General features: G+C 66.5%; 9 protein-coding genes. 5 read left to right on the forward strand and 4 right to left on the reverse strand.

The features are described from left to right. The 3 genes from A5636_RS21205 to A5636_RS21215 form a co-directional block, all read left to right on the forward strand. On the forward strand, positions 1 to 891 hold an 891-nt coding region (locus A5636_RS21205), incomplete at its 5' end, for a sensor domain-containing protein (RefSeq protein WP_216638857.1). Positions 892 to 911: 20 nt separating this feature from the next. Continuing rightward, on the forward strand, positions 912 to 2,081 hold the full coding sequence (locus tag A5636_RS21210; RefSeq protein ID WP_065160605.1) for a winged helix DNA-binding domain-containing protein: 1,170 nt from the start codon (positions 912 to 914) through the stop codon (positions 2,079 to 2,081). A 5-nt stretch (positions 2,082 to 2,086) separates the two neighbouring features. Next, positions 2,087 to 3,037 carry a DMT family transporter gene (locus A5636_RS21215; RefSeq protein WP_253900660.1) on the forward strand — a complete coding sequence of 317 codons (951 nt, stop codon included), beginning with the start codon at positions 2,087 to 2,089 and terminating at the stop codon, positions 3,035 to 3,037. Here A5636_RS21215 and uvrA read toward each other — a convergent pair. Beyond that, positions 3,027 to 5,948 (reverse strand): excinuclease ABC subunit UvrA, encoded by a 2,922-nt coding sequence (uvrA, locus tag A5636_RS21220; RefSeq protein WP_065160606.1) that lies wholly within the window; start codon positions 5,946 to 5,948, stop codon positions 3,027 to 3,029. The two genes, A5636_RS21215 and uvrA, sit on opposite strands and share 11 nt — an antisense overlap. Positions 5,949 to 6,045: 97 nt before the next feature. On the opposite strand from uvrA, the gene A5636_RS21225 reads away from it, so the two are divergent. Next, entirely contained in the window at positions 6,046 to 6,723 is a 678-nt protein-coding gene (locus A5636_RS21225) for an MBL fold metallo-hydrolase (protein ID WP_065160607.1), read from the forward strand. A 17-nt stretch (positions 6,724 to 6,740) separates the two neighbouring features. On the opposite strand, the gene A5636_RS21230 is transcribed toward A5636_RS21225, so the two are convergent. Next, the gene (locus A5636_RS21230) at positions 6,741 to 7,181 is read right to left on the reverse strand and encodes a universal stress protein (protein ID WP_065160608.1); all 441 of its coding nucleotides are present in this window, start codon (positions 7,179 to 7,181) and stop codon (positions 6,741 to 6,743) included. A 188-nt stretch (positions 7,182 to 7,369) separates the two neighbouring features. On the opposite strand from A5636_RS21230, the gene A5636_RS21235 reads away from it, so the two are divergent. Beyond that, the gene (locus A5636_RS21235; RefSeq protein WP_065160609.1) at positions 7,370 to 8,941 is read left to right on the forward strand and encodes a glycosyltransferase family 39 protein; all 1,572 of its coding nucleotides are present in this window, start codon (positions 7,370 to 7,372) and stop codon (positions 8,939 to 8,941) included. Here the strand turns inward: A5636_RS21235 and A5636_RS21240 are convergent. Continuing rightward, entirely contained in the window at positions 8,930 to 10,342 is a 1,413-nt protein-coding gene (locus A5636_RS21240) for an MFS transporter (RefSeq protein WP_065160610.1), read from the reverse strand. The two genes, A5636_RS21235 and A5636_RS21240, sit on opposite strands and share 12 nt — an antisense overlap. After that, on the reverse strand, positions 10,339 to 12,177 hold a 1,839-nt coding region (gene uvrB, locus A5636_RS21245; protein WP_065160611.1), incomplete at its 5' end, for an excinuclease ABC subunit UvrB. The genes uvrB and A5636_RS21240, both read right to left, overlap by 4 nt.

Genomic DNA, 12,177 nt, shown 5'->3' on the forward strand with positions numbered 1-12,177 from the left:
CGCCCACTGCCCCCCCCGCCCAGCGGACCGATGCACCGACCCCCGCCGCCCGCCTCGTGGAACCAGGCGCCGCCTCCGCCAGGACCACCGTTCGCGCCGCCGCCGCAGTGGATGCCCGCGGCGCCGCCGACCCGCAAGCGCTGGCCGATCGTCGCGGCCCTGGCCGGGGTCCTCGCCGTACTGGCCGGCACCGGTATCTGGTTCGCCATCGACAAGGGCGGCGATAACCAGGCCAGCGGCGCCGAATCGACCACCGCTACCGCGTCCACCACCACCGCCGTCACCACCACCACCACCTCGCTGGCACCGACTTTCAATGCCGCGCAACTGGATTCGCTGTTGCTCAGCCCCGAAGAAATCGGCGCCATCGTGGGCGCTACCGGCATGGTCGCTGACCCCAAGATCACCGAGATGAAAGACCCGGGTACCGGAAACACGCTGTCGGACGAGCGCTGCCTCGGAGCCCTCATCGGCTACCAGACCCGAACCTATAAGAGCAGCGGCTACACCGGGATGCTGGCGCAACTGGTGCAGCGACCACACGTCAATCCGGGCTGGGTCGTGGTCCAGGGAGGCGTTGTCTTTGCTTCGGCCGAGCAGGCGACAGGGTTTGTGACCGGCCAACAGAACCAGTGGCAACAGTGCGCCGGCAGGACCATCACCCAGGTCAATGCCGGCAAGTCGATCGACTGGGCATTCCGGGAGGTCACCGGCAACCCGCCAAGGATTTCGCTGCAGCGGGATCCGGTGAGCGGCATCACCGGCGTGGCCTGCCAGCATGTTCTGAACGCGGTCTCTAACGTGGTTATCGACGTCAATGTGTGCGCCCCCGGAACCACCGATCAGGCCGGCCAGATCGCCGATAACATGGCAGCCAAGCTGCCCAGATGACACCAGACAGGTACTGATCCGTGCGCAAATTCAGCATCGCGGAGCGACGGAATCGGCTGGCGCGCAGGCACTTTCTGTGTACGGCAGGTTCGGTCACCCGAGTCACCGGGGATCTGCTGGCATTGCACGCCACCGACCCCGCCACGCCTTACCTGTCACTGTGGGCACGGAGCCGGGAATTCAGCACCGCCGACCTGGACCGGCTGCTCTACCAGAAGCGTTCTGCGGTGAAACACCTAGCGATGCGGCGAACGCTGTGGGTGCTGAATGCCGAGGACCTCGCCCTGGTGCAGCCGGCGGCCAGCGATGAAGTGGCGCAAAACGAGGGCCGCCGACTGGTCGCCGATCTACAGAAGGCCGGTGTGACCGACGATGGCGAGCACTGGCTGGAGCAGGCCCGCGCGGCGGTGCTGCGGCATCTGGGTGAGCACGGTCCGGCCAGCGGCACCGAGTTGCGGGCCGCGCTGCCCGAACTGGCCGGCAGCTACGACCCCGCACCCGGAAAGCGTTGGGGCGGCGCAACTCCTATTGCGCCGCGGGTGTTGACCCTGCTGTCCGCACAAGGCCAGATCGTGCGGGGGCCGAACGATGGGCGATGGACCACCTCGCGCCCACGGTGGTGCGCGGCCCGCGATTGGCTAGCCGACCCGCACCAGCCCGTCCCGGCGGCCGCTGCCCGGGCCGAGCTGACCCGGCGTTGGCTGAAGACCTTCGGGCCGGCCACCGAAACCGACATCAAGTGGTGGTTCGGCACCACCCTGACAGCCGTACGGGCGGCACTGGCCGCCGTCGGTGCGGTCGAGGTCGATCTGCACGGCGCCCCCGGCTTTGCACTGGCCGACGACCTCGCCGTCGAACGCGACGCGCCGCCGTGGGGTGCGCTGCTGCCCGGTTTGGATCCCACCACCATGGGCTGGTCGGACCGTGACTGGTACCTCGGAGAACACCGCGCTCACATCTTCGACCGCAACGGCAACGCCGGTCCAACCGCATGGTGGAACGGTCAGGTAGTGGGCGGATGGTGCCAGGATGACGATTCGCGGGTCCGGCTCCAACTCCTGGAGGACCCCGGTAGCGACGCGCGCCGAGTGTTACAAGAACGCGCCGACGACCTCACCGCCTGGTTGGACGGCGTCCGCATCAGCCCGCGCTTCCCGTCGCCGCTGTCGAAGTCCCTGGCGTCGGGGTGAGCCTCATGGGGTATGCGACCGCCATGGATTGGCTGGCCTCGCATGCGGTTGCAATCGTCGCGGCATTATTGGCGGCATTGGCCGCGGCGGTCGGCATTGTTGTTCGTCAGGCCGCCCTGCAAGCTCCCCACATCGGCAAGCAGATGTCGGGTGCGGTCCTTGCGGCCGTGCTACGCGACCGGTTGTGGTGGTCAGGCACGGCAGCGGCCATCGCCGGGTACGTATTTCAGGCCATGGCACTCGCACACGGATCCCTGCTCCTGGTGCAGCCACTGCTGGTGTCCTCGCTGCTGTTCGTGCTGCCGTTGAGCGCCTGGCGATGCGGTAGTCGAGTCACCGGCTCGGAATGGGCGTGGGCGCTGTTGCTGACCACCGCGCTGGCGGTTTTCGTGCTGGTGGGGCGACCGCGGGAGGGGGACTATCGGCCGGCGGCACCCGCGTGGACGCTGGCACTCGCCGGTGTGGTGCCGGTAGTGGTGGTTTGTGTGCTGGTGGCCCGTCGCACCGCCGATCGGGTGCGCGCCATGTCGCTCGGGGTGGCCGTGGCGATGCTCCTGGGGATGATCGCGGTGTTGACCAAAACCTGCACGCATCTGTTCGGCGTCGGCAGCTGGCACGCGTTGCTGACCGCTCCCGCCCTGTACCTGCTGATCGCCCTGGCCGTTGGGGTAACGGTGTTGCAGCAGTGGGCTTTCCAAGCGGGGGCGCTACAGGCGTCCGTACCGGTAATGCTGGTGGGCGAGCCCGTGGTCGCGGTGCTGCTCGGGGTCCTCGTGCTGGGTGAGCAGCTCACGGTGCATGGCGTGGGCGTCGTGGTGCTGCCGGCAGCGGTCGCGGCGATGTTGGCGGCCACTATTGCGCTCGGCCGAGGCGAAGGCGCCCACACCGAGGAGGCCGCCCGCAGCGGCCGCGACAACGCCGAGGCCCGCGGCACCGGAACTGCGCTCAGGCGCTGACTTTGCGCCGCTTGGGGTTGGATCGCCGGGAATTTCCCGAGCGCGGACTCGCCGGCGCGAGCACTTCGGCCAGGAACTTGCCGGTGTAGCTTTCCGGCACCGCGGCAATGTCCTCCGGAGTGCCTTGCGCGACAACCGTTCCCCCGCCAGCACCGCCCTCGGGGCCCATGTCCACGATCCAGTCGGACGTCTTGATCACGTCGAGGTTGTGCTCAATGACGATCACCGTGTTGCCCTTGTCGACGAGACCACTGATCACCTTGAGCAGCTTGCGAATGTCGTCGAAGTGCAACCCCGTGGTCGGCTCGTCGAGGATATAGACGGTCCGCCCGGTCGAACGCTTCTGCAGCTCCGAAGCCAGCTTGACGCGCTGCGCCTCGCCGCCGGAGAGCGTCGGCGCCGGCTGCCCCAACCGGACGTAGCCCAGCCCGACATCGACCAGCGTGCGCAGATAGCGGTGAATGCCGGAGATCGGCTCGAAGAATTCCGCAGCATCCTCGATCGACATGTCCAGCACTTCGGAAATCGTCTTGCCCTTGTAGTGCACCTCGAGCGTTTCCCGGTTGTACCGGGCGCCCTGGCATACCTCGCACGGTACGTAGACGTCGGGCAGGAAATTCATCTCGATCTTGATGGTGCCGTCACCGGTGCACGCCTCGCAGCGACCGCCCTTGACGTTGAACGAGAATCGACCCGGCTGGTAGCCGCGTACTTTGGCTTCGGTGGTGGCCGCAAACAGGGTGCGGATCTTGTCGAACACGCCGGTGTAGGTGGCCGGGTTGGACCGCGGAGTGCGGCCGATCGGCGACTGGTCGACCCGCACCAGCTTGTCCAGGTGATCCAGCCCGGTGACCCGGGTATGCCGACCGGGCACCTGTCGGGCGCCGTTGAGCTTGTTCGCCAGCACCGCGGCCAGGATGTCGTTGACCAACGTCGACTTTCCGGACCCCGACACCCCGGTGACCGATGTGAGCACCCCCAGCGGAAACGAGACGTCGATGCCTCGCAAGTTGTGTTCGCGGGCACCGACCACGGTGAGCTGCCGTTTGGTGTCTACGGGACGCCGCAGAGCCGGCATTTCGATGCATTCCCGCCCGGACAGGTAAGCGCCGGTGATGGACTCCTCGTTGGCCAACAATTCGCGGTACGTCCCGCTGTGCACGATGCGACCACCGTGCTCACCGGCGCGGGGCCCGATGTCGACGATCCAGTCGGCGTGCTCGATGGTGTCCTCGTCATGCTCGACGACGATCAGGGTGTTGCCCAGATTCTTTAAGCGCGTGAGGGTTTCGATGAGCCGGCGGTTGTCCCTCTGGTGCAGCCCGATCGACGGCTCATCGAGCACGTACAGCACACCCACCAGGCCGGAGCCGATCTGGGTCGCCAGCCGGATGCGTTGCGCCTCACCCCCGGAAAGGGTGGCCGCGGCGCGGGACAACGACAGGTATTCCAGGCCGACGTCGAGCAGGAACCCCAACCGCGACTGAATCTCCTTGAGCACCTGCCCGGCGATCGCCTTCTCCCGGGTACCCAGGGTGAGGGCGTTGAGGAAATCCGCGCAGTCGGCGATGGACAGCTCGCAGACCTCGGCGATGGACATCGCCCCGTGCGGCCCGGCCGCAAGGCTGACCGCCAGGATCTCCGGCTTGAGCCGAGTGCCGTTACACACCGGGCACGGGATGTCCCGCATGAAGCCTTCGTAGCGTTCCTTCATCTGCTCGGATTCGGTCTGCGCCATCTTGCGCTGCAGAAACGCCAGCACGCCTTCGAAATCGGCGTAGTAGGACCGGGTTCGCCCGTACCGGTTGCGGTAGCGCACATGGACCTGCTCGTCGCATCCCTCGAGGATTGCCTTGCGCGCCTTCGCCGGTAGCTTGCGCCACGGCGTGTTGACGTTAAATCCCATGGCGTCGCCCAGGCCGGCCAGCATCCGGGTGAAGTACTCCGCGGTGTGCCCCGTCGACCAGGGTGCCACCGCGCCGTCGGCCAACGTGAGATCCGGGTCCGGCACCACCAGGTCGGGGTCGACCTCTTTGCGGATGCCCAGGCCCACGCATTCGGGGCAGGCACCGTAGGGCGAGTTGAACGAGAAGGACCGCGGTTCCAGGTCGTCGACGGCCAGCGCGTGCCCGTTGGGGCAGGCCAGTTTCTCGGAGAAACGCTGTTCGCGCGGATGGTCGTGCTCGTCCCGGTCGTCGGGAAACTCCAGCACCACAATGCCGTCGGCCAGGTTCAGCGCCGTCTCCACCGAGTCGGTGAGCCGTTGCTTGGCGGTGGCCTTGACGGTGAGGCGGTCGACCACTACCTCGATGTCGTGCTTCTCCTGCTTCTTCAGCTTGGGCGGGTCGGTCAGCGGATACACCACGCCATCCACCCGGACCCGGCTGTAGCCCTGGGCGTTCAGCTTGTCGAACAGGTCGGCGAACTCGCCTTTGCGGGTGCGCACCACCGGAGCGAGCACCAGGAACCGGATGCCCTCGTCCATCGCCAACACCTGGTCGACGATTTGCTGCGGGGTCTGCCGCGCGATTCGCTCGCCGCAGATCGGGCAGTGCGGCGTCCCCGCGCGGGCATACAGCAACCGCAGGTAGTCGTACACCTCGGTGATCGTGCCGACGGTGGAACGCGGATTGCGGTTCGTCGACTTTTGGTCGATGGATACCGCCGGGGACAATCCCTCAATGAAGTCGACGTCCGGTTTGTCCATCTGGCCGAGGAATTGGCGCGCATATGCCGAAAGCGACTCCACATAGCGGCGCTGACCTTCGGCGAAGATGGTGTCGAACGCCAGCGACGACTTGCCCGATCCGGACAAGCCGGTGAACACGATCAGGGCGTCGCGGGGCAGGTCAAGGTCGACGCCACGCAAATTGTGCTCGCGCGCGCCTTTGACAATTAGGCGGTCAGCCACACACTCCCCTTTACCCGGTTTTCCCTCACAGACAGACCTTCTCCCCATGCTATGTGTCCATACCGACAACTCGTCCGGGACCAGTAACGTGACCGGTATGACAGCCCCCAGCGACAACTACACCGGACACGTCGAACCGGGCAGTGCGGCCCTCCGCACGCTGCCGGGCGCCACAATCCTGAAGGCGTCGGTAGGCCCTATGGACAACAACGCCTACCTGGTGACATGTTCCGCGACCGGCGAGACGCTGCTCATCGACGCCGCTAACGACGCTGAGGTCCTGCTAGACCTGATCGGCCGTTACACACCGAAACTGTCGCTGATCGTGACCAGCCACCAACATTTCGATCACTGGCAGGCGCTGCAGGCGGTTGCCGAAGCGACCGGAGCCCCGACGGCCTCCCACGAGGTGGACGCCGATCCGCTTCCGGTCAAACCGGACCGTTTGCTGGCCCACGGCGATACCGTGCAGATCGGCGAGCTGTCGTTCGACGTCCTGCATCTTCGCGGCCACACCCCGGGATCGGTCGCGCTCGCCCTCGACGGACCCGCGACGGGAGGAGTGACCCAACTGTTCACCGGCGACTGTCTGTTCCCGGGCGGGATCGGGAAGACGTGGCAGCCCGGCGATTTCGAGCAACTGCTCGACGACGTCACCACTCGGGTCTTCGACGTCTACGACGATTCCACCGTCATCTACCCCGGCCACGGCGATGACACGGAGTTGGGCGCCGAACGCCCACACCTGAGCGAGTGGCGCGAGCGGGGCTGGTAAGCGCTACTGGTAAAGCCCTAGGTGGTGTGCACGATCAGCACGTCCACCTTTGCCTTGCGCGAGACGTTGGCCGGCACCGAACCCAGCAGCCGTCCCGCGATGGTGCTCAGGCCGACGTTGCCGACTACCAGCAGGTCGGCCTTCTCTTCTTCGGCGAGCTGGACGAGCGCATCCACCGGGGCACCTTCGATGGCCCGGTCGTCGACGTTCTTGGCGCCCGCGTTGTGCGCCCGCTCTTTCGCGTCGTGCAGGATCTCGTAGATCGGACCGGTACCGGTCACCTTGTAGCTTTCGTTCTTCAGCGCGTCGACGGCCCGGGCGTCCTCGTGCTGCGGCAGGTACGCCGACGCGATGATCAACTTTGCGTCTTCACCCGCAATCCTGGCTGCCCTGTCTACCGCGCGCATCGACGAGTCCGAGCCGTCGGTCCCTACGACTACGGTTTGATAGGCGCTCATTTACCCTCCCAGGTGTCGGTGTCCGCCAACCCAAGACAGTATCGCGTTGCCGCACATAGATGGGAGAGATTTGCAGCGTGGCAGCACTCACGCTGCCCATCCAGTGCTGCGCAGGTCACGTCCGGCAATCCCTGAACTGTAGGTCCGCCGCGTAATCCGGCTGGCTACACATAAAGTTGTTGACCATCATGTCTGTGACGATCGTCGAGAATCCCCTGGCTGGCGACGCCGAACCCGCGCCGTCGGCCCGCACCAGGGGCAGATTCGCCGATCCGTGGGCAGTGGCCGCGCTGGCCGCGATCATCAGCGCCGCCTGGGCCAGCAGGCCCTCGCTGTGGTTCGACGAGGGCGCGACGATCTCGGCGGCAGCCAGCCGAACTTTGCCCGAGCTGTGGAAATTGCTGGGTCACATCGACGCTGTCCATGGCCTGTACTACCTGCTGATGCACGGCTGGTTTGCCCTCTTTCCGCCGACCGAGTTCTGGTCGCGCGTTCCCAGCGCCCTTGCCGTCGGCGCCGCGGCCGGCGGGGTGGTGGTGTTCAACAAGCAGTTTTGCGGCCGCACGACGGCGCTGTGTGCGGGTGTGGTGTTCGCGATCCTGCCGCGGATCACGTGGGCGGGTATCGAAGCACGCTCATCGGCGCTGACGGTGGCGGTGGCGACTTGGCTGACGGTGTTGCTGGTGGCCGCGGTGCGGCGCAACCAGGCGCGGTTATGGGTGTCGTACGCGCTGCTGTTGATGGTGTCGATTCTGGTCAGCATCAACACGGTGCTGTTGGTGCTGGTCTATGCCGCGATACTGCCGCTGGCGGCGGGGCAGCGGCCACGCAAGTGGCCGGCCATCTGGCTGGCGGTGGCCTCAGCCGTCGCCCTCGCTGCGATGACGCCGTTCATGTTGTTCGCCCACAAGCAGATCTGGCAGGTCGGCTGGATCAACGGACTGCACCGCAACCTGCTTCTCGACGTCGTGCACCGGCAGTACTTCGATTACAGCGTCGCGTTCGCCGTCGCGTCGGGGGTGCTGGTGGTTGCCGCGATCGCGGTGCGCCTGACCGGGAAAGCCCGGGCCGAGGCAGGTGCTGGGCGGTTGTTGCTGGTCAGCGTGCTATGGGTGGTCCTTCCTACTGCCACAGTGCTGATCTATTCGGCCGTGGGCGAGCCCATCTACTACCCGCGGTATCTGATCTTCACCGCGCCCGCCGCGGCGACCATCCTGGCGATCTGCATTGTGGCGCTGGCCCGCAAACGTTGGCAGGTCGTCGGCCTGGTCGTGCTTCTGGCCGTCGCCGCGTTTCCCAATTACCTGTTCACCCAGCGCGGTCCCTACGCCAAAGAAGGCTGGGACTACAGCCAGGTTGCCGACGTCATCAGTGCGCACGCGGCCCCCGGCGATTGCCTGCTGGTGGACAACACGGTGCCGTGGCGGCCCGGGCCGATCCGGGCGCTGCTGGCCACCAGACCGGCGGCGTTCCGGTCGCTGATCGACGTGGAACGCGGCTTCTACGGACCCAAGGTCGGTGCGTTGTGGGACGGCCACGTGGCGGTGTGGTTGACGACAGCCAAGATCAACAAGTGCCCCGCGCTGTGGACGATCGCCAACCGTGACAAGTCGCTGCCCGATCATCAAGTGGGACAATCGCTGTCGCCGGGCACGGCCTTCGGGCGCGCACCGGTGTACCAGTTCCCCAGCTACCTGGGATTCCGCATCGTCGAGCGGTGGCAGTTCCATTACTCGCAGGTGATCAAGTCAACGCGGTGACTGTCGATCGCCGCGGGTCGCCCGGTAGGAGGCGAAGACGCCGATCGCGGCCAATACGGTGAATGCGGCGTAGAGCCAACGCGCCTCCGCCACCTCGCCGCCGCTGGCGGTGTTGACCACTACACCGGCCAACCCGGCACCGAAGGCCGCGGAAATCAGTTGCACTGTGTTGATAGCCGCTGCGGCCGCGCCACTTTCGGACGGGTCGTCGACCGAGTCCATAGCGCGCGCCGACAGGTGGGGCCAGGCCATCCCGATGCCGGTTCCGGCCACCAGCAGCGACAGCGCCCAGATCAGGACCAGGCCGGTCGAAGCGTCGGCCCGTTGGGTGACAGCGCCGACAGCAAGACCGGCGGCCATCACCACGGGTGCGGCCAGGACCACCCGTCCGATCGCGCGAGGGTTGTTCAATGAAGCGCTGGCGATCTCGCTGACTGTCCAACCGACCGCCAACGATGCTCCGAGGAAGCCGGCGGCGACCGGAGTGAGGTGTCCCAACCGCTGGCCGAACAGCGGCACATACGTGTCGATCATCACCGCCATCATCAGCACCGCCATGGTCAGGTAGATCCACTTCAGCGGACCGAACCCAAATACGCTGGGCGGCAACACCGTTGCGCCGCCGCGCCGGTCGACCGCGATGAAGGCAACGATGAGCAGGATGCCGATGCCGAGCAGCGCGGCAATCGTCAGGGCATGTCGAGGCAACTGCGCGACACTGACCGCCAGCGCCGCCGCCCCGATCAGCAGCAACGACCACACCGGCACCCCCAGCGCGGACGGCGCCTCGCTCTGACGAGCCGGTGCGGTGTCACCGCGCAAGACGAGCGGAACCAGAATGCCCATCAATGCGGTCAGGACGGCCATCGCCCCAAAAGCCCACCGCCACAGCCCGAACTGCGCGAACAGGCCACCCATCGCTGGTCCGACAACCGTCGCGACACCCCACATCGCTGACACCAGTGCCGAGCCCCGGGTCCACAGCGAACGCGGTAGTGCCGAGTTGATCAGGGCATAGCCCAGGCCGGCCAACGTGCCGCCGGCCATGCCTTGCAAGGTGCGGCCCGCGATCAGCACCTCCATCGTCGGCGCCGCCGCGCAGACCAGGCTGGCCAGGCCGAACAGGCCCAATGCCATCAGGAACGAGGAGCGCGCCCCGAACCGGCGCAGTATCGGGTTGACCGTGGTCGCAGCGACCACCGAACCCACCAGGTACAGGGTGACCACCCAGGCATACAGGCGACCCCCGCCGATCTCGGCGACCGTGCTGGGCAGCAGGCTGACGGTCAGGAATTCGTTGGTGGCGTACATCGCGACACCACCTGCCAACACCGTGGATGTGCCGAGGTGCTGGCCCAGCAGCTCGCGCCAACTGCCGGGCTGTTGCGTTGTCTCCGTCACTTCAGGCCGGCGGCGTCCATCCCGCGCAGCTCCTTCTTCAGGTCGGCGATCTCGTCCCGGAACCGCGCGGCCAGCTCGAATTGCAGGTCGCGTGCGGCCGCCATCATCTGCGCGGTCAGGTCTTTGATCAGGTCGGCGAGCTCCGCGCGCGGCATGCTCGAGGTGTCCCGACCTTCGATCACCCCGGCACTGACCGCCCGGCCCGCTTCGCCGGGGGCGCGCCGGCCCCGGGAAGCGTTGCGTCCCGAGCCGCCGATCTCCACGTCGGTGTCGTCGGCCTCGCGATAGACCTGGTCGAGGATGTCGGCGATTTTCTTACGCAGCGGTTGCGGGTCGATGCCGTGGGCCTGGTTGTAGGCGACCTGCTTAGCCCGGCGCCGTTCGGTCTCGTCGATGGCTTCTTTCATCGAGTCGGTGATCTTGTCGGCGTACATGTGCACTTCACCGGACACATTGCGGGCGGCTCGCCCGATGGTCTGGATGAGGCTGCGGGTCGATCGCAGGAAACCCTCTTTGTCGGCGTCCAGGATGGCGACCAGCGATACCTCGGGCAGGTCCAGCCCCTCCCGCAGCAGGTTGATGCCGACCAGCACGTCGTACTCGCCGAGACGCAACTGGCGCAACAACTCGACCCGGCGCAGCGTGTCGACCTCAGAGTGCAGGTACCGCACCCGAATGCCCATCTCAAGCAAGTAGTCGGTGAGATCTTCGGCCATCTTCTTGGTCAGCGTCGTCACCAACACTCGTTGGTCGGCGTCGGTGCGTTTGCGGATCTCCCCGATCAGGTCGTCGATCTGGCCCTTGGTCGGCTTGACCACCACCTTCGGGTCCACCAGGCCGGTCGGTCGGATGACCTGCTCGACGAACTCGCCGCCGGTCTGACTGAGTTCGTATGGCCCCGGGGTGGCGGACAGGTACACGGTCTGCCCGATGCGGTCGGCGAACTCCTCCCAGGTCAGCGGACGATTGTCGACCGCCGACGGCAGCCGGAACCCGTACTCGACGAGGTTGCGCTTGCGGGACATGTCGCCCTCGTACATGCCGCCGATCTGGGGAACGGTGACGTGCGACTCGTCGATGACCAGCAGGAAATCTTCCGGGAAGTAATCCAGCAGCGTCGCCGGCGCGGACCCGGCCGGCCTCGCATCTATGTGGCGCGAGTAGTTCTCGATGCCCGAGCAGAACCCGACCTGCCGCATCATCTCGATGTCGTAGTTGGTGCGCATCCGCAGCCGCTGCGCTTCGAGCAGCTTGCCCTGCCCCTCCAGCTCGGCGAGCCGCTCGGCGAGCTCCTGCTCGATGGTGGAGATCGCGACAGCCATGCGCTCCGGGCCGGCCACATAGTGGGTGGCCGGGAAGATGCGCAGCGAGTCGACCTGCCGGACGACGTCGCCGGTCAGCGGGTGCAGGTAGTAGAGCGCTTCGATCTCGTCGCCGAAGAATTCGATACGGACCGCCAGTTCTTCGTACGACGGGATGATCTCGACGGTGTCGCCGCGCACGCGGAACGATCCGCGGGTGAAGGACAGGTCGTTGCGGGTGTACTGCACGTCGACGAGCAACCGCAGCAGCGCGTCTCGCGGGACCTCGAGGCCAACCTGCAGCTCGACCGACCGGTCCAGGTAGGACTGCGGCGTGCCCAAGCCGTAGATGCAGGACACCGAGGCCACCACCACCACATCCCGGCGGGACAGCAGCGACGAGGTCGCGGAGTGCCTTAAGCGCTCGACGTCGTCATTGATCGAGCTGTCCTTCTCGATGTAGGTGTCCGTCTGCGCGATGTAGGCCTCTGGCTGGTAGTAGTCGTAGTACGAGACGAAGTACTCGACCGCGTT

It is taken from the genome of Mycobacterium asiaticum, assembly GCF_001673315.1.
Lineage (GTDB): Bacteria > Actinomycetota > Actinomycetes > Mycobacteriales > Mycobacteriaceae > Mycobacterium > Mycobacterium asiaticum_B.